This window comes from Nostoc sp. ATCC 53789, from assembly GCF_009873495.1.
GTDB lineage: Bacteria > Cyanobacteriota > Cyanobacteriia > Cyanobacteriales > Nostocaceae > Nostoc > Nostoc muscorum_A.
Map to the genome: position 1 here is coordinate 378,204 of NZ_CP046703.1, position 18,530 is coordinate 396,733.

Annotated in this window: 12 protein-coding genes and 4 pseudogenes; 4 read left to right on the forward strand and 12 right to left on the reverse strand. The window is 40.1% G+C overall.

From position 1 onward, the window contains the following. Positions 1–18 precede the first annotated feature (18 nt). Positions 19–261 (forward strand): annotated as a pseudogene (locus tag GJB62_RS01485) (transposase); the annotation flags it as partial. A gap of 80 nt (positions 262–341) precedes the next feature. On the opposite strand, the pseudogene GJB62_RS01490 reads toward GJB62_RS01485, so the two are convergent. The 10 genes and pseudogenes from GJB62_RS01490 to GJB62_RS01535 all read right to left on the reverse strand — a co-directional run. After that, positions 342–1,088 (reverse strand): annotated as a pseudogene (locus tag GJB62_RS01490) (transposase); the annotation flags it as partial. Positions 1,089–1,340: 252 nt separating this feature from the next. Further along, positions 1,341–2,132, reverse strand: a complete 792-nt coding sequence (locus GJB62_RS01495) for an alpha/beta hydrolase (RefSeq protein ID WP_114084989.1) — start codon at positions 2,130–2,132, stop codon at positions 1,341–1,343. A 186-nt stretch (positions 2,133–2,318) separates the two neighbouring features. After that, positions 2,319–3,188: pseudogene (locus GJB62_RS01500) on the reverse strand (cation:proton antiporter); the annotation flags it as partial. Positions 3,189–3,309: 121 nt separating this feature from the next. Next, positions 3,310–3,612 (reverse strand): annotated as a pseudogene (locus GJB62_RS01505) (cation:proton antiporter); the annotation flags it as partial. Positions 3,613–3,925: 313 nt separating this feature from the next. Next, a complete protein-coding gene (locus GJB62_RS01510; RefSeq protein WP_114084988.1) occupies positions 3,926–4,384 on the reverse strand; it encodes a cupin domain-containing protein in 459 nt (152 codons plus the stop codon). A gap of 55 nt (positions 4,385–4,439) precedes the next feature. Beyond that, positions 4,440–6,836, reverse strand: a complete 2,397-nt coding sequence (locus GJB62_RS01515; RefSeq protein ID WP_114084987.1) for a glycoside hydrolase family 15 protein — start codon at positions 6,834–6,836, stop codon at positions 4,440–4,442. A gap of 50 nt (positions 6,837–6,886) precedes the next feature. Further along, positions 6,887–7,825, reverse strand: coding sequence for a cation diffusion facilitator family transporter (locus tag GJB62_RS01520; protein WP_114084986.1), 939 nt, complete (start codon positions 7,823–7,825; stop codon positions 6,887–6,889). Between the two features lie 18 nt (positions 7,826–7,843). Next, a complete protein-coding gene (locus GJB62_RS01525) occupies positions 7,844–9,085 on the reverse strand; it encodes a permease (RefSeq protein WP_114084985.1) in 1,242 nt (413 codons plus the stop codon). 35 nt (positions 9,086–9,120) lie between these two features. Then, positions 9,121–11,244, reverse strand: coding sequence for a glycogen debranching N-terminal domain-containing protein (locus GJB62_RS01530; RefSeq protein ID WP_114084984.1), 2,124 nt, complete (start codon positions 11,242–11,244; stop codon positions 9,121–9,123). Positions 11,245–11,408: 164 nt separating this feature from the next. Further along, a complete protein-coding gene (locus GJB62_RS01535) occupies positions 11,409–12,221 on the reverse strand; it encodes an SDR family oxidoreductase (RefSeq protein ID WP_114084983.1) in 813 nt (270 codons plus the stop codon). 425 nt (positions 12,222–12,646) lie between these two features. Here GJB62_RS01535 and GJB62_RS01540 point away from each other — a divergent pair, with 425 nt between their 5' ends. Then, positions 12,647–13,615, forward strand: a complete 969-nt coding sequence (locus GJB62_RS01540; RefSeq protein WP_114084982.1) for a VOC family protein — start codon at positions 12,647–12,649, stop codon at positions 13,613–13,615. 218 nt (positions 13,616–13,833) lie between these two features. On the opposite strand, the gene GJB62_RS01545 is transcribed toward GJB62_RS01540, so the two are convergent. Both GJB62_RS01545 and GJB62_RS01550 read right to left on the reverse strand, forming a co-directional pair. After that, a complete protein-coding gene (locus GJB62_RS01545) occupies positions 13,834–14,400 on the reverse strand; it encodes a DoxX family protein (RefSeq protein WP_114084981.1) in 567 nt (188 codons plus the stop codon). After that, positions 14,397–15,302: an SMP-30/gluconolactonase/LRE family protein gene (locus GJB62_RS01550; RefSeq protein WP_114084980.1), complete on the reverse strand. Its 906-nt coding sequence runs from the start codon at positions 15,300–15,302 to the stop codon at positions 14,397–14,399. The genes GJB62_RS01545 and GJB62_RS01550 overlap by 4 nt, the downstream gene beginning before the upstream one ends. 701 nt (positions 15,303–16,003) lie before the next feature. Between GJB62_RS01550 and GJB62_RS01555 the strand changes: the two genes are divergently transcribed. Continuing rightward, the gene (locus tag GJB62_RS01555; RefSeq protein WP_114084979.1) at positions 16,004–17,578 is read left to right on the forward strand and encodes a GMC family oxidoreductase; all 1,575 of its coding nucleotides are present in this window, start codon (positions 16,004–16,006) and stop codon (positions 17,576–17,578) included. A gap of 114 nt (positions 17,579–17,692) precedes the next feature. Further along, positions 17,693–18,073 (forward strand): hypothetical protein, encoded by a 381-nt coding sequence (locus GJB62_RS01560; protein ID WP_245246066.1) that lies wholly within the window; start codon positions 17,693–17,695, stop codon positions 18,071–18,073. The last annotated feature ends 457 nt before the right edge of the window (positions 18,074–18,530 follow it).

An 18,530-nucleotide genomic window follows, 5' to 3' on the forward strand; every position in this document is an offset into this window, starting at 1 on the left:
ACTATAAAGGTGTGTAAAATTCGTTGGAAAATAGAGGAGTTTCATAGAGAAATAAAGCAGTTAACTGGCATTGAATCATGTCAATGTCGGAAAGCTCGTCTTCAGAGAAATCATATTTCTTGTGCTATGTTGGTTTGGCTGAGACTGAAAACTTTAGCCTATCAAACAGGTCAAACTATTTATAAAATTAAGCATAACTTACTTTCTAATTATTTAATTCAGCAACTAAAACGCCCAGACGTTCATATGTGTTTGGTCTGATTTCAATTACTGCATGGTGGAGCGAAGCTCCGCCCACATTTTGTGCCAGTTGCGTAAGTCCTGACCTTTTGTGCAACATCCGTAGAGCTTTGAGATAAATCGTTCGTTGCGACATAATCCGTTCTATCGGTAGAGATAGTAACCCGGAAAAGTTTCACTTTTTTCTCAGCAGGAAACGCTTTAATTTTTATTATTTTACCACATTCTAAATCCTCATTACTCCATGACAAAGATTCAATATTCTTATATTTCTCTTTGCCAAAAGTATCATCTACTAAACGGTTAGTCTTTAAAGGACAATAATAAATTTTCTCTAAACTATCGATATAAAGCATTAAACTATTGACTGCATACCAAGTATCCATTAAAACTGTATCGAAAGGCAAAAGCTTTTGATATACAAGCCCTTGCAGCATATTTTTCACATGGTCTAACTTAGTTAAACCATCATTGTCAGGATCGAAAATACGATAATCGATTACCCAGAAATTGAGAGTTTTAGGATTAACGTATATGCAATTTACGATTCCAATCCCTTTGACGATGCCATGTTCATTTCCACTATACTGCCTTCGCACTATTTCAATTTCTTCAGAAAATCTTTTGTCTAAAACTGTATCATCAAAGATAATATAGGCATCTTCGTCAGCGACAATTAAATCTTTGACATTATCCCAAAGTAAGCGAGGAGTTAACTTTTCATTTTTGAGATAATAATTAATTTTATCATGACTAATATTTTCTAAATGCTCTGCTAAATTAGTCATGGTATAGTTGATTTGACTACTAAGTAGATATTGACAATAATTAAGTTTAGTAAATTTCATCGCTAACCGATTTTTCGACGCACCCGCTACTTATTCTCTCATAAAATTTTTCTCGGAATCTACTTGATTAGTTACTATCAAAAATTCCAAAAAGGGCTGATTTCAAAAACACCTTTTTATAGTACTAGAGTACCATTAATTAGCGATCGCCTGTGCCAGTTGCGGAAGTTTTATAGTACTAAAGTATCATTAATTAGCGATCGCCTGTGCCAGTTGCGTAAGTCCTGATGGTATATCAGTTAAAATAATACATTATGCAACAGTAAAATTAGCGGATAATAAAAGTTGATAGAGATTAACATCACTTTCAATTAAGCAAGCATGACCGCTATGAGGTAAAGTTATTATCTGATGATTAGGGAAAATATTACTTAAATATTGTGCTTCTGCTTCTGAAGGTAAAAGTCGGTCATTTCTACTACCAATTAGTAAGACAGGTTGAGTAATTTGAGATAATTTATTCTCATCAACATCAAATTCTCTCATCAGGGATAATCGCTGATTAGCAGTTTCTTGTGGTGCGGAACTAGTTGATTTTGAAAGAGCAAGTCTTGCAGTAGGTGAAATTCGACTTAAATTAGCTAGAAAGGGTAAAGATAAAAATGAGGATATTTTATAAAATAGTTGAGGTGTGTAAGGAAATAAAAGTGAACCTAAGTTTAACCAAGGTACTCGATGAAATGAAGAAGCAGAATTAATTAAAATAATCTTTGTAAATAGCTGAGGACATTTTTCTAATACTTTCAGCGCCAAGCAACCACCGAATGATTCTCCACAAAGATAAACGTGCGATTGCGGTAATTTTTCTAGTTCTATCTTAATTAAAGTTACTACTTTTTCTGTCATTTCATCCCAACTTGTTAGAACATCAGGGGGAATGACAAAACAACGTACATTAAAAGCTGCTTCTAAACCTGCTGTTTGAATATACATCAATTCCTTGCCAGTCTCATCCATTCCAGGTAGAAATACAAAGAGTGGATAATTAGAGTTAGATAATTCGGGAGTTAAAAAATCAGGATGACTACGAATTTTAGATGACATAAATAAACTAATTTATGAGAACAAGAGTGATAATTTCGATAAGTTAGTAAAAATTTTTAGCTATGACTCAATTAACTCAGAAGTCAAGCTGTTTTTATCTACATCTTTTTGGCTATTGACATCATCATTAGTTGCTTGCAAACAATCTCGATCTATTTGATCTACTAAACGTAAATCAAGCAGACTGGCGACCCAACCAGCCGTTAATCCTTGGAAAAAAACTGTCATCATTATTGTCAAAAATACTAAGGCTTTAATTGAATAACCGCCATTTATACCCTCTTTTGTAAGTGAAACCGCAAACAAAGAAGCTAAAGAAGCAGCTACAATTCCACGAGGAGCAACCCAAGATAAAAATAACTGCTCTTGCCAGTTAAAACCTTGATTACAGGTAGATATTAAAATATTAATAGGACGCACTATTAGCATCAGCGCTAGAACTGTCAGAACACTACCCCAACCTAAAGCGAAAACACTGGCAATTGATAAGTCTGCTGCTAACAGAATGAACAAAACCGAATTAGCTAAAATGCTCAACTGTTCATTAAACTTACGCAATAAAGATTCTGAAGGTAGGTTACTAGCTCTTAAAACTATCCCCATAACTACAGCAACCACCAAACCAGACTCACCACGTAACACCTGTGCCAAACTAAATAAACCCCAGACACTAGCTAAAACAACTAAATTTTTTAACTCTTGGGATAAGAATTGATCCTGTTTGATAATTTGGGATAGTAACCAGCCTCCAGCAATACCAATAACTACGCCTATACCCAAACGCAAAACTAGACCCTTAATTAAAATGAGCGGCTCCACATTTCCACTCAAAACAAAGTGAAGCACAATCACAGCCAAAATTGCACCAATTGGATCGATAAAAACACCCTCTCCTTCTAAAAGTGTTGAGACTTTTTTTTCTACACCAATTTGTTTGAGGAGTGGATTAATTACTGTTGGGCCTGTCACAACTACTAAGGAGGCATAAAGAAAAGCAATTGACCAAGGAAATTCACTCAGCCAGTGTGCAGCCATTCCAGCACCAGTTAAGGTAAGGGATCTGCGGGTTAATAGTATCCCAACTAGACGGGTTTCGACTGCGCTCAACCCTCAGCCATCGAGAGTTGAGCGCAGTCGAAACTCGGTTTACTGGTACTTTATTTTTACGCAAGTCCCTAATCAGTACTCCCAAAGTGACAAGATTGCGAAGACTACTAGAAACCTCTTTTAACTCTCCTAACTGTAGATTTAAACCACCCTCCAATAAAATCAGCGCCACTGATAGGGAAACCACAACTTCTAAACCAATGCCCAGTAAAGAAGGATCTAAAAAATCAAAACCATCTCGCCCCAGAAGAATCCCAAACAGAAGTAGCAAGACTATACTAGGAATGTGAAAATAACCAGCTAGAACTTGAGCAGCAATACCAGCCACAACTGTTGCACTGATCAGAATAGTAATGGGCAAGGATTCTTCCATAGAAAAATTAAGTTGTGTTGTACAACCTCCTATAACCGAATACTCCTAAATTATGAGGTTTATATTTCAGGAAAAAAATGATAGCTATTTACGCTATGATGTACTAGCTTTTTAACAGGCTGATGCTGGCGCGACAGGGTATGCATAGTTTACTTCACTAAAGGAGTATACTAACGCACTGCTAGCGATCGCTAACTCAATACGCCTGGGTTAAGGGCTACTGGCAACAATTTTGGGTTTTCGAGACGCGATAAATCGCCGTCTCTACAAATATTTTGTTGCTCATTCTGAACTGTATTGGCTACTAACTCACTTACCTAAATCTACAGGATTGCTCTATAGTCGGAGTCTCTTCAAATTGCACCATTATTAGAACAGCTGGTACATCGCCTACTGTTCCAGATAAGTGACCCTTATGACCTTGCGCGTCTGTTTTCGTACCCTGATCTTCTCCAAAGGAAATTTCGCCAACACCCATCTCGACTCGCTGTCCGTCCATAGTCTCCACAAACCAGCGTCCCGACAGTGGGATGATCCACTGGGGTTTCGGGTTCTCATGCCAGTTACCAACCCATCCCACGGGTAGCACAGTAAAGGTGATTGTAGCACCGGACTGTTTCAAATTAGAAAGCCACTGCGGTGAGGTATCCGGGGCTATGCCTTTTTCCATAAAGTCTTCAATTTGACAACGGGATTGGTGACTTATACCGTCGTTGTCAGTCCAGACGTGCCAGTATTCAATTGTTGGTTTGGGTGATGAGTTATTCTGCATAATAATGGCTCTTTTTGATCCGAAATGTATTCAAAGGCGAACTAGAAATTAGGAATTACGAAATTCTAATCGTATAATTGCGTCCTTCCCATTTGCTGCTTTCAATCCAGAAAAAGGTAAAGTTGATGGGCTGTTGCTGATTATGATAAATAGCAATATCTACAAAATTAACCCCTAATTTTGTAGAAGTAGCAGGTGTATTTTTGACGGTTTGCCAATTATCATCTGACCAGTGCAAGTGAAAAGATGCTAAAGTGTGAATTCGCAATGTATAGCCTTTTTTAACTTTGTCTATTTGTCGGTTAAATTTCCAAACTTCCAACGATTTACACTGCTTTCTTTCGCCTAGATATCGATTCGTCACCTGTGGAATCAAATCAAATACCTGACCATCATGATTTGACCGTAGCAATTTGATATACTCCGAATGTGCCCACATCAAAGGCATTGCCGAACCTGTTGGTTTTCCTAAATACAGATGATTCTCAGATATATCTGCTTCATCCCAAACCTGTTCAGGTAGTAAACAGGTATCTGATGCAAATCGTTCTATCGCCTTAATATATGTTTTGACATCGCCGCCCATAGCTAATTCATAATGTCCCCGTTCTCCTGTTAAGAGAGGCCAAGCGCGTCCCTTACCAAAACCAGTATAAGGACTGCCGTCTTCTTGCTGTCCGTAGCCATCGTGGTTGTAACGATGCCAACAAGGCCCAGCAGATGTATCTACTTTTAAAACTGCATCAATTACTTTCACAGAATCAACAATAATCGGGTCATCAGGTTTGCGAATTCCATAGCGGACTAATTGCAAAAACCCGCCATCAACAATTTCCTTCGTGGGAAATTCTGACGGTTCACTAGGAAGTTGACTGCTGATAAAAAGAGTTCCTTGGTTAGGATTTTCGTTGGGTTGAGGATTATTAATATCTGTAGGAGTAATCCGAATGTAATGGCGTTTGATACCAGGAACTAAAGTGCCTTCAGTAGTAACTGTCCAAGCTTCGATGTGAGATTCTAAAAAATCAGCGTATTCTTCGATAAAGTTTGCTGTTGCTTCATCGCCACGTTCACGAACAAATTGAGCAGCACAAATTAAGGCGGCAATATTAGATGCTAATGTTGATGGTGAATAACCACTATTTTCTTCCCAGCGTTCTTGTTGGGTAGCTGGCCCATGACGAATTAAATAACCCGCCGCCCGTAAAATCATCGGATAAATATCGAAGTTTAAACAAGTTTTTTGCTGATGCAATAACCATGCTAAGAGAATGGGAAATGCCACCTCATCAAGCTGGATACCTGTCCAATAAGGTTTACCATCAACCCAGAAATTTTGGGGAAAACCGCCATCTTCCTGCTGACTAGTGGCGAGATAAATTAGCGATCGCACTGCTGTATCTGTTTCCCCAGCAGCCACTAAACCTGAGACACTGCTAACCATATCCCGCGTCCAGACAAGGTGATATCCTCCTTGGTCTTGGTCGTCTTTGGCTTCACCCCAAGGGATAGCCAGAGATGCAATTAATGCACCTGGATAAGTTTTATCTTCATGTGCCAACAACAGACTAATGCTGTTGTGATACAACTTACCCTGATCATAAGAACTATTTTCTAATGGTTTGATGCCCTGGCGCGATCGCTTCCACTGTTCGTTATATAGCTGCTTCTGCTTTTCAAAAGGAATATTGAGTGACTGAAATAGTGTGGAAATTGCATTGTGCAGATTTGTCCCAAATGCCAGTCCTAAAGTAAACTCTTTAGTGCTATCTAAATTTAGTTCTCCAGTTAATGCTATGTTGCCATCTACAGCACTATCAAACTCCCAATCCATCTGAAAGTTATCAGCTAAATCTGTCCAGCCGTCACTTTCACCAACGTAGCCACAAGAAAGACGAGTAAAGGGAACTGTTGCACTCAGCGCCAGCCATGTTCCTTCTTTCTCGGCTGTGAGAATCCGATGTCCAGCAACTTGTACAGCGTAACTATTATTACCTCTACCTCCAACTTCCAGATGCGGCGCACATAAAGCATATAGCTGGAGTTGGGAAATAAAATCGCTATCTCCTGTTAACTTTGTGCGTTGTAAAATACAGGATAAATGCGGATCGGTAATTACTTCTTTGATTACAGCATAACGCCCTTGTGGATCGGAATTAATGATACGATATCCTAAACCATGAGTCCACATCGGTTCAACTTTTGATTCGAGATGGCGTTTCTCTTCGTGAAAAAAGCTTTTTCCATCAGAAATTAGATACTGTAAATCCCGAACTTGGGGACTGTCTACTGTGGGATGGTAGATTTCAGTCACAACACCGTTCCAGATAGTAAACCAAATGTTACTAGAGGTAGAGTAAGCTGTTCCCACTCCATCTTTATTGGCATGAGTCCATCGAGGATCGATACCCGGTGAGCCAAAAGCCTGTCCTTGACCGAGAATTTTTACCATAATTTTTTGTCCAGTTCAGTGCTGTAGTTGATTTTCCTTTGATTCAAAAATTATTGAGAAGTTTGAGAATATTTGCGAGATGCAGTTAATGATTTAGCTTCAATAAAAATTTGTTTTATTTCCGGATGTTTTTGGCTAATTTTTGCTTCTAAACTTTCTACAGTTAAAGCTATTTCTTCACCTGTAAGATTGTGAGAAAATTGAAGTTCTAAGTTTAGTAATACCTCTTGTGGAGCAAGTTGCATTGTTAGCACCCGGATAACTTCTTTCACTCCTGGTTCTGCTTTTGACAGAGAACGGATATTAGCTATAGTTTGAGGGTCGGCACTTTCTCCAACTAATAAACCTTTACTTTCTCTCGCTAGTACCACTGCTACTATAGCTAAGATAATGCCAATAATAATCGAAGCAATGCCATCCAAATAAACATTATTAAATAAATGTCCTAAGAAGATTCCGATTAAGGCCACGAATAAACCTAAAATTGCCGCAGTATCCTCAAATAATATTGTAATTACTGTGGGGTCTTTACTGTTTTTGATAGCTTGCCAAAAACTTTGTTTACCCTTGGTTGGCAAAAACTCTTTTAAAGCTACAGTCCAAGAATAACCCTCTAATAATATTGCCACACCTAACACAATATAATTCCACATTGGGTCTTCTAGCGGACTGGGATTAATTAAATGAGTAATTCCTTCATAAATCGACATCCCGCCACCAATGGCAAAGATGAGGATGGCAACAATAAAAGTCCAGAAATAAAGTTCTTGTCCATAACCAAAGGGATGACTATTATCTGCTGTTTTTTGGCTTCTGATAATTCCCAGCAAAAGTAATAGTTGGTCGCTAGTATCTACGATTGAATGAATACCCTCAGATATCATGGCAGAACTGCCAGTAATAGAAGCAGCGATAAATTTAGTAATAGCGATCGCCAAATTAGCCCCCATCGCCGCAAAGATTGTTTTTTTAGATGAATCAATTGCCATGATTGTAAATATTAGCTTCTAAATAGGTAAGTTTCTCACAGACTTCTTTCTCCTCTTAATCGCAGAATAATGCATCATGTTATGGTGTTCACTATGTTCTTGCTCACTGCCGCTATTCATCATTTTCAGCATATTCGGCCCGCCAGTTTTGAAGAACCGCGCAACCAATAAAGCTGCTAGAGCTAAAAACAAAATATTCAACACTGTAGTGTAGTTAAATTGGATAGATGCCTCAACTACTTTGGCGTTATGTTCTTGTGGTATTAATCCCAAAATTTGGAACAGAATTTCAATTATTAATGCCGCACTTACCATCGCTGCATAAAAAGCGATCGCTAGAAATATACTAATTTTCAAACCGTAATATTTGCGGTAAATATTTAAAATTGGCAGTATAATCAGGTCGGCAAAAATAAATGCAACTACGCCTCCAAAACTAATACCTCCATTCCACAACACAGCAGCTAAAGGAACATTCCCCACAGAACAAACAAAGGAAAATATCGCTACAATTGGCCCGACAATTGGCCCCCATAATTTAGACCATATAGGGTGATCTGTGAGAAAGAATGCTTGCCAAAAGTCGTTGGACACCCAAGCAGCCAAAGCCCCTGCAATTACTAATCCCAGCGCAATATCTAACCACACCGAAACCCAGTCCATAACAAAGTAGTGGCTAATAGATGTAAACCCTTTATCAGAAAAAATCCTTTGCCAAATGGAACCTTCTGTTACTGACATGTCCATGTTGGCGTGTCCTTCCATTTTACCGGAAAGTCCCCGGTTGGCTTGCTGTTTAGCTGCTTTCACCATCTGGGGTTTTAGGAATACTTTAAACAGAAATACTAATATTACAATCATCAATAGCCCACCGACATACTCAGCTAAAGTGAATTGCCATCCCATTAATACTGCCAAGATAATGCCTAGTTCAATGACTAAATTAGTTGAGGCAAATTGAAATGCGATCGCTGCTGTAAAATTACCACCTTTGCGAAAGATGGAACGGGCAAGGGCGACAGAAGCATAAGAACATGACGATGAAGCTGCACCTAAACCACAGGCTACTGCAATCGATTTTGGTGACGCATCTGGTAGTAGTCGGCTCATTTCCCCTTTGGAAATTACCGCTTGAACAATCCCTGATAGTGTAAAACCAAGAATGAGCGCCCAAAGAATTTCCCAGAACATAGAAAATGTCATGCTGAGTGCTAGGAAAATTCCATTGATGGGGTCGCTAAAAGGGTTTATAGTGTTCATTTTTATCAATTATCAGAATAGTTTTATCCCAATTTCTAAGTAGTAGAAACTTCTAATTCACCATCGAGATGCGTAACTTCCCATTGGGTTTGTTCGCCGTTGCCCCAAAATCGCAATCCCACCGTAGCGTCTCCCACAGACAAATTGATGAGTTCTAAATCGGGTAAGCAATCTGGTAGATTCGGCTGTACTTTTAACTGTTGTTTTGAAGCATCAGCTTTGAGTCCTAAAATAGTACGAATGAGTAAGAAAATTGAACCAGCAGCCCAAGCTTGGGGAATATTGGCATCTGGATAAGGTACGGGAAAGTTATGATCTTGGCGTTCAATTCCCGCAAACAATTCTGGCATTCGTCCAGCTTGAAAATAACTAGCAGCAGCAAAAATACCCTCAGCAATGCGGTTAGCTTCTTGGTGATAGCCATACTTTTTTAATCCGGCGGCAATTATGGAGTTATCGTGAGGCCAAACACTACCCCGTTGATAACTAATTGGGTTATATCCCTGATTTTTAGATGAAAGAGTTCGTACACCCCAACCACACCACATATCTGGTTGAAAAAGTCGGTTAACAAGTTTTTTTGCTCGTTCCTGTGGGACAATACCAGACCAGAGCAGATGACCAGGATTTGAGGCAATTGATTGAATTTGTTGCTTTTTATCGTCTAATCCTAAACAATAAAAACCTTCTGAATCCATCCAAAAGCGATCGTTAAATCGTTGATAAAGTTCTTCGGCTTTTTGACGTAGCTTTTTCGCTTGCTCTTTTTCGCCCCAGACTTCATAAATTAAAGCTGCCCTTAGCCACGCATCATAAACGTAGCCTTGAACTTCACATAAAGCGATTGGCGGCTCAACTAACTGCCCATCGGGGTAAACTATTGCGTCACCCGAATCTTTCCAACCTTGATTGCGTAATCCTTTTGGCGAACGAGTTAAATACTCAACAAAGCCATCCCCGTCAAAGTCGCCGTATTTGTCAATCCAATTTAGTGCCTTTTCAAGTGGCGCTCGACACTCATCAAGCATACTGACATCAGCATTCCAGTTATAGGCTTCAGCTAAAGTAACAATCCACAGGATGGTAGTATCTACTGTTCCGTAGTAGGGATGATATGGAAGTAGGTTTAGTGTGGTTAACTCATCGCGCCGCATTTCGTGGAGCATTTTGCCTGGTTGGGCATCGTGCCAATCATCCAACTCAGTTGCTTGGAGTTGAGCCAGTTTGAGTAACGTGCCACGAGCAAATTCATGATAAACTGCGATCGCTTGCAAGCTAGCAATTATTGAGTCACGTCCAAAAACGGCAACAAACCAGGGAATACCAGCAGCAGGCATCCAAAATTGATGTCCGTTATCATCCACATCAATCCGCAACGCTCCCATATCTGCGATCGCTTGCTGATAGTATTCGGCAATTTCAGCATTAGACGATCGCAACTTTGTCGCATTCATCAGAAATTCATCCCTAACCTTTCCCGCTTTCGTACTGTGAGGCACAGCACAGGTGTTTTGAGGTTTGAAAACATTTCCATCTGCTAAAGCTGTAAAATTGACACAAGTGTGCCATGTTTTCCCAGGAGCAATGACCACATCAAACATTAAACGACCATTGGCATAGCGTGGCTCAGAATTACCACAAACTGGCTCAATCACAATACCTCGCAAGAAAGAGCCGTTACGATATTCAGTAGTGAGTACACCATTTTCCCATCTGGTTTGTGTTTCACCTCGCGTCAAGAGTTGCTGTGATTTGACATCAAAAATATCCGCAAAATCAGAACGCACAGCTAGCATTAATTGAAACTTAACAACTTCATTATGATAGTTAGTTATATCAATATCTTCATGCATACCTTCCACAATGTCGCGCCCAACGGTTACAAGTAAACTACCAGGGGGTAAGGAGCCGTTGATAATAGGAAGTTGTGGGTTAGTGAATTGGTAAAGCGCATTATGATGCGTGATATTGCTAGAGGCTAACAGCGAAAGTCGATAGCGATTAAGAGAAATTTCGTAGTAAGAAATTACCCGTGTGTCCCAAACAAAAAAACCTTGAGGTAAATTTTCGTCGATAGAACCATCACTAGCCGTTACCAAAAAAGAGGAACCATCGTTGATGGTTATTAAACCAGAATTAACAGTAACTTTTGTAGGCATTCTCAATTAACCAATTCTGTGGTTTTAATTCCCCCGCTTCCAACAAGCGGAAAGTTTTGTGGCTCTTTTTAAATCCCAGTTACAAAACTTAAATACGAATTACGTAGCTTGCTTCTCGCCTTCTCTACGAGACGCTACGCGAATGGCGAGTATTACGAATTATCTTAACCATTCTCTGTAAAACCTGGATACAAAGTCATTCCACCATCTACAAACAGTGTTGTACCATTGACATAATCAGAGTCATCAGAAGCCAACCAAACTGCTGCTTTGGCGATGTCTTCTACATCTCCCACACGTTTCGCTGGAATTAGTTTTAGTAAATTTGCCTCTGCTTGTGGAGTATCCCAAGCTGATTTATTAATTGGAGTTTTTATTGCACCAGGAGCAATACTATTAACACGAATTTTGTGAGGAGCAAGTTCTTGGGCAATACTTTGCATCATCATATTTATACCACCCTTGCTAGTAGCATAATTAACATGACCTGCCCAAGGAATTACCTGATGGACGGAACTCATGCAAATAATTTTACCTGCCGCACAAGAAATATCAGGCTTCACACCTCGACGCAAGAATTCCTTTGCGGCTTCCCTAGCACACAAGAATTGTCCCGTTAGATTTATCCCAATCACTGCATTCCATTGATCGAGGGTCATATCTATAAATGCTGAGTCTTTTTGAATGCCTGCATTACTTACTAAAATATCAATAGTGCCAAATTGTTTAAGCGTCTGGCTGAACATTGTCTTTACTTGGTCTTCTTTGCTGACATCAGCTTGAATAGCGAACGCTTCTCCATTATTAGCTTTGATATCATCAACAATTTTTTGGGCTGATTCAGCTTCCGAATGATAGTTAATAGCTACTGCTGCACCTGATGCAGCCAAATAGCGAGCGATCGCTTCACCAATTCCAGAACTACCACCTGTCACAAGTGCTTTTTGACCTTTAAGCAGATAAGGGGAATAACTCATAATACTTTTTCAGAATTTTTGCTATGTATTTTCATTTGCAAAGTTTGAGGATAGCTGATATTGAAAATTTATGATTGAATCCAAATTGAAGCAAGCTGTCCTACGTTGAAATTTTTATACCAATTACACATTTTGCTTATGTGTTTAATTTTTGACAGCTATTTTGGTGATTCTGGCATTACTTTAGAGGTTTGCAAGAATGAACGCTTCTAGCCATTGGTATAATAAATATCTCTATCGAAAGAACTATAAAAATTTCATCACGATTTCATTATTGGATGAAATCTTTAAAGGATAAAGTCAGTTGCATGTCTTTCTTAAGCTAGAGATAAATTTTATAATATTTTTTATATTGATTGATTTATACAAGACTCATATTTAATTTTTGCGAAGCTAGTACAGAATAAGTACAAAGTCTGTTGAATATGTCTAATCAAACCGATGTACAAGTACAAAGAATTAGAGCTATTGGCTTAACGGTGACAAACTGCGATCGCTCTTTGGAATTCTATACACAAGCACTTGCTTTTGAACTAGTTTCTGACATTACTGTTGAAGGACAGGATTATAGCGACTTAGAAGGTGTGACTGGGGCAAAAATTCGCATTATCACTTTACGATTAGGTGATGAACTTATCGAGTTGATGGAGTATCTTAATATTCAGGGTAAACCCATCCCCAGCTATTCACAAAGTAATGACCTGTGGTTTCAACATCTGGCAATTGTAGTGAGTGATATGGATCGTGCTTATGCTCACTTGCGTTCATTTTCCATTGAACCAATTTCCGTTGCACCGCAGACAATACCACCTGGTAATCAAGCGTCTGGTGGTGTCCGCGCTTTTAAGTTTAAAGACCCTGATGGTCATGATTTAGAGTTAATTTGGTTTCCGCCTGATAAAGGACAAGATCAATGGCATCAAAATAGCCATAGCTTGTTTTTGGGAATCGATCATAGTGCGATCGCTATTTCCAATACCGAGCAGAGTCTACACTTTTACCGCGACCTTCTGGGAATGCAAATTGATAGCCGCAGTCTTAACTGGCGTGCAACCCAATCTCGCTTGGATAATTTACCAGGAGCCGAAGTCAAAATTACAGCATTGCGACCTGTTGAAGATGGTGTGGGAATTGAACTGTTAGACTATATTGTGCCTGGAAAAGGCCGCCCAATGCCGAGTGACTGGAAAAGCTGCGATATTGCACATATCCAAATTGAGCTAGTTGTAAATAATCTTGAGCAGTTAGTGGATAAGCTACGGCGTAACGGGGTTGAGTTTGTATCGTCGCGGATTGTGCAGTTTAGCGATCGCTCTTTTCCTTATCGGCAAGGTTGTCTAGTTAAAGATCCTGACGGACACCCAATTTTGCTTGTCACAAAATTATCTAAATGAAAATACAAGGACTAAAATATTGCAATAAATATACGTTAAAACTGCATCAATTAAGCTTTTGTTCAAGGGTAGTGAGATAGTCGTAAGCACACATCGCATAAGCACGCACAATATTAATTTCATAGTGCTTACTATTTCCTTCCGTGAGGTTGAGTACTTTCAATTATCTCTTACAAAATCGCCTGTCTGGTACAATGCAGTGTTAACGAGAAAATAACTCAACTTCCAAAAATCAAAGCATCAAGCGAATAAGCACCAGGGCCTAAAACTGCGATCGCAATCAGCATGACGCAATACATAAAAGCCTTTTCCCAACTTGGGGGTTCACCTTGTCCTAAAGCACCTTGATACTGTTCTTGAGGAATTAAGTATGGATCTTGAGCTACAAAAGGCTTACTTCCAGAGATGTGCAAATATATCGCAAAAATCATTGAGCAGAGAATGGGCAAAGTTGCTAAGAGTGTGACGAATCCAATAATCAGAAAAATTCCGCCACCTAACATCGATGCAGCTGATAAAAAGCAAAGAAAGACAGGCGTTTTTAGAGACTCAGCCCACCGTCGAAGATGGGTTATCTTGGGATAACCGTGTAATATAAACAACCAGCCAAGGCTAACTCTGAGAAGTAAAAGTGCCAATCCTGGAAATCCGTCAGGATACACAGGAGAAAGTGAACTTAACAAGTGTGGACTTAGCTGTGGGAAATTAAATTCAGCTAGGAAAAAAGCGAGTTCCTTCGGAATAGCTCCGCTTAACGCTACACCCAACCCAAATTGATAAATCATAGTTTTACACCACGGGTATTAAGGTCGATAACATATAACGAATGACCGGCTGTGATAAATAAACGATCGCCTTCTTTACCACCGAAAGTCAGGTTAGCTGATGTCTCCGGTACAATAATTTTTCCTAAGCGAGTTCCATCGGGGGCGTATATCTGCACACTGTCTTGAGAACTAGTAAAAACATTGCTATGTTCGTCAACCCGCAGTCCATCCGGTTGTCCTGGTTCAATGACTGCAAATACACGCCCATTCTTTACATAGCGATTGCCCACAACTTCATAGACACGAATGTGATGAGGCCCTCCAGGAATATTAAATGCAGCTGTATCTGAAACATACAGCATGCTTTCGTCTGGACTGAAAGCCAACCCATTAGGGCGCACCATATCTGTTACTACAGGATAAATCTCACCTGTTGTCGGGTCAAAGCGATAGACGTAACTTCCGGGTTGTTCCTGTTCGCCGCCGTAACCTTGGTTTGGTTCGGTGATCCCATAAGGCGGATCGGTGAACCAAATTGTACCGTCGCTTTTTACTACCAAATCATTTGGACTGTTGAGGCGTTTGCCTTGGTAGCGATCGACTAAAACCTTCCATTCACCATTGTCTTCGCATCGGATAATAGCACGCAGACCAGAGGAACAGGCAACCAGACGACCCTCTAAGTCACGGTAATTACCGCTTTGGTAATCAGATGGATCTCGTAGGACAGTCACATTGTCAGTGGCACTCCACCGCAATAGGCGGTTGCCGTGAGCATCGCTCCACACAACGCTATCATCTTCATGGAAGTAAACAGGCCCCTCGCTATGGACTGCACCGTTGGCTAGCTCCTGGAGTAAAGCACCGGGGCGTACAATAGCAAGGAGGCGATCGTCATAAATCTCAATGGCTTCAGGCATAGAAATCTTCTGTTATTTAACTTGGCTACTGACGATAAATACCAGGTCTAAATTAATACTAAAATGCTGTAAATGTATATTTAATATCGTGTAACAAACTGAGTGTAAAATTTCTAGCTATTTTCATCAGTTACTAAATACAACATTGGAGTTAATTATTATAAAGCTAATTCTTGCTTTATTGATTTACAATAACATTTAACTATATATAGATTGCACCACAAGACTATTCTTATTCAAAACAAAATTATTTGTGTTCAAAATTAAACATTTTTTAACACAATCGAATTAATAGCTTAATCAAAAATGCCAAGCAAAATTTATTTACTATTTTTGTAAAGAGATTAAGCTGTTGTGCCTTTAATTTGCACTAATATTTTTTCAAGATGATTGTGGGGTGGCATCCTGCCCGCCCTGATAATGCAAGTTGTATACGTAACAGCTTACATGCCTAATTCACACAATAGAAATAAAAAATGAAATTAAAATGAAATACTAACCTGCCTTTAGGCATAAATAAATATTAATCCATTAGAGAGAAGCAATATTGTAATTAAAGCTTTAGTCTAAGCATAAGAATCTGTCTTTAGAGCTATTTAAATTTTGATAAAACTTATAAATTAACTTAAAATATTGCCAAATTACTTGACGGCATCAAAGAAATTAAACCGTAATTAATATGAAATTACTAATTATCAATTATGACTAGCATCACAGAACATTACGACATTATTATTATCGGTACAGGGGCCGGTGGAGGTACACTGGCTCACCGCCTCGCACCCACAGGTAAAAAATTTCTCGTGCTGGAAAGAGGTGACTTTTTACCGAGAGAGAAAGCTAACTGGAATCCAGAGGAAGTCTATCAAAAACACCGCTACCATACAGATGAGCAATGGTATAACAAGGAAGGCAAAGCCTTTAAGCCGCAGACAGGCTACTGGGTTGGTGGCAATACCAAACTCTACGGTGCAGCCCTAATTCGATTCCGGGAGCGAGATTTTGAAAAGGTAATTCATAAAGGAGGAATTTCTCCAGAATGGCCTTTGAAGTATCAAGACTTTGAGCCATACTACACGCAAGCAGAAAAGCTATATGACGTGCATGGACAGGAAGGAGAAGACCCCACAGAACCACCTCGCAGCGAACCATATCCCTATCCGCCAGTGAGTCATGAGCCAGATATGCAGTCTCTTGCTGATGGCATTCGGGAACTGGGTTATTATCCATTTCACCTACCATTAGGATTAAAGCTGAATGAAAGCGATCGCACCAAGAGTCCCTGCATTCGCTGTGATACTTTTGACGGATACCCCTGTCTAGTACAAGCAAAAGCCGATGCTGATGTCAACGCCATTCGTCCGGCTCGTGAAAAGTATGCCAATGTTACTCTTTTAACTAATGCCAAAGTCTTGCGGCTGCATACCAGTGAGTCGGGGCGAGAAGTGACAAAGGTAGAAACTGAAATTGGAAGAGAGCAACATTGGTTCACAAGCGATATTGTGGTTGTTGCCTGTGGTTCTGTCAACTCAGCTGCTTTGCTGTTGCGCTCTGCTAATGACAAACATCCCAACGGATTAGCAAATAGTTCCGATCAAGTGGGGCGGAATTTCATGAAGCAACTGGAAACGGCCATAGTTTCCATACATCTAGAAGTGAATCACGCCAACTTTCAAAAAACGATCGCTGTCAACGATTTTTACTGGGGAGAGCCAGATTTTCCTTATCCGATGGGCATGGTGCAGAATACAGGTAATGTACTTGCCGATATGATTCCCGGAGAAGCACCGCCACTGATGGCTCCATTTGTCAAGCTGATTCCTCATTTTGAGCGCCATTTGCTGGCCGAGCGATCGGTTGGCTGGTGGTTGCAAACAGAAGATTTACCAGATCCAAATAATCGAATTCGGGTGGTGGGCGATAAGATTCATGTTGACTATACATTGAATAATACCGAAGCAAGCGATCGCTTAATTCACCGATGGACATCTGTACTCAAGTCAATCCCGCACTCTGCTAAACACGTTCTGCCATTTAGCCTTTATCCCCGCACTCATCTACCAGAACAAGCAGTAGCCCATCAATGTGGTAGTTGTCGATTTGGCACAGATCCCAAAACCTCAGTCCTTGACATCAATTGCCGTACCCATGATGTCGATAATCTTTATGTGGTAGATAGTAGTTTCTTTCCGTCAAATTCCGGTGCTAACCCAACACTTACGATTATGGCGAATGCGTTGCGTGTTGGCGATCTGCTTGCAGCACGCTCCGTGTAGCAAAATCCCGTTCACCCTTGGCATCCCGTAGGGAAGGGTACACTAAGGCATAGCTTAACTATTGAAATGAACTAGGTTATCGGTCAAGAGTAAATAGTAAAAAGGAGAAAGATTATGACCAAAGATGAACGACAAATTACACCAATTGAGCAACCACAGATTCAATCTCAACAGGACGAGTCAGAACAGATAGATTCTGATCCCTTAGCGACAGGTCTAGGTGTTGTGGGAGGTGGCTTTGCAGGAGCCGCACTGGGTCGCTCAATTGGTGGTAAGATGGGTGCTGCAATTGGTGGGCTTGCAGGGGCAATTACTGGTGGGCTTGCAGCCAATAAGTTGGCAGAATATGTAGAGGAATTTACTGAAGAACTCGAACCAACAGTTGGATTGGGATTAGGAGCAAATCACAAACCAATTGAATTACCTAGTCACTATAGTTGGGAAGAACTACAAGCACTATCAAAACCCCAAGGTGAAAAAATGCAAGCTATATAAACAAAAAATTAATTACGAATTACGAATTAATCCAAATTGAAGAAGAATTCAGAAGTCACAATTCAGGAGCGGAGCCGGAGGCGGAGCGTCTCCGGTCAGAATCAAGACGCTCGATAGCGACGCGCAAAGCGAATCCTTGAGCGTCTGACTCGCTCTAAGCGTTGGCGCAGCCTCTCGTAGAGAAGCTATGCCGTTCGCGTTAGCGTCTCTGAAAGAGAAGGCTTTACGCTGCGCTATCCACTTTTTCGTACAAAATTCATTCTGTTAGCGGTAGCGGGGCGGTTTAGCCCATTCTGACTTCTGAATTCTGTTCGATAATCATGTCAATAAAGGCAACCCACAGTCACAATGGAGTCATATTCTTACTAAGAAAATGTTTTTGTTACAACTATGTTATTGATAGTTGTCACATCGTTTATAAAATAGCTATACCAGTCCTAAATTATTCGTGAAAAGC

What these genes read in the sequence shown, in the direction of transcription:
- GJB62_RS01555 (WP_114084979.1), top strand. Translation starts at nt 16,004, where the DNA reads ATGACTAGCATCACAGAACATTACGACATTATTATTATCGGTACAGGG.
- GJB62_RS01510 (WP_114084988.1), bottom strand. Translation starts at nt 4,384, where the DNA reads ATGCAGAATAACTCATCACCCAAACCAACAATTGAATACTGGCACGTC.
- GJB62_RS01560 (WP_245246066.1), top strand. Translation starts at nt 17,693, where the DNA reads ATGACCAAAGATGAACGACAAATTACACCAATTGAGCAACCACAGATT.
- GJB62_RS01550 (WP_114084980.1), bottom strand. Translation starts at nt 15,302, where the DNA reads ATGCCTGAAGCCATTGAGATTTATGACGATCGCCTCCTTGCTATTGTA.
- GJB62_RS01545 (WP_114084981.1), bottom strand. Translation starts at nt 14,400, where the DNA reads ATGATTTATCAATTTGGGTTGGGTGTAGCGTTAAGCGGAGCTATTCCG.
- GJB62_RS01495 (WP_114084989.1), bottom strand. Translation starts at nt 2,132, where the DNA reads ATGTCATCTAAAATTCGTAGTCATCCTGATTTTTTAACTCCCGAATTA.
- GJB62_RS01530 (WP_114084984.1), bottom strand. Translation starts at nt 11,244, where the DNA reads ATGCCTACAAAAGTTACTGTTAATTCTGGTTTAATAACCATCAACGAT.
- GJB62_RS01535 (WP_114084983.1), bottom strand. Translation starts at nt 12,221, where the DNA reads ATGAGTTATTCCCCTTATCTGCTTAAAGGTCAAAAAGCACTTGTGACA.
- GJB62_RS01515 (WP_114084987.1), bottom strand. Translation starts at nt 6,836, where the DNA reads ATGGTAAAAATTCTCGGTCAAGGACAGGCTTTTGGCTCACCGGGTATC.
- GJB62_RS01525 (WP_114084985.1), bottom strand. Translation starts at nt 9,085, where the DNA reads ATGAACACTATAAACCCTTTTAGCGACCCCATCAATGGAATTTTCCTA.
- GJB62_RS01540 (WP_114084982.1), top strand. Translation starts at nt 12,647, where the DNA reads ATGTCTAATCAAACCGATGTACAAGTACAAAGAATTAGAGCTATTGGC.
- GJB62_RS01520 (WP_114084986.1), bottom strand. Translation starts at nt 7,825, where the DNA reads ATGGCAATTGATTCATCTAAAAAAACAATCTTTGCGGCGATGGGGGCT.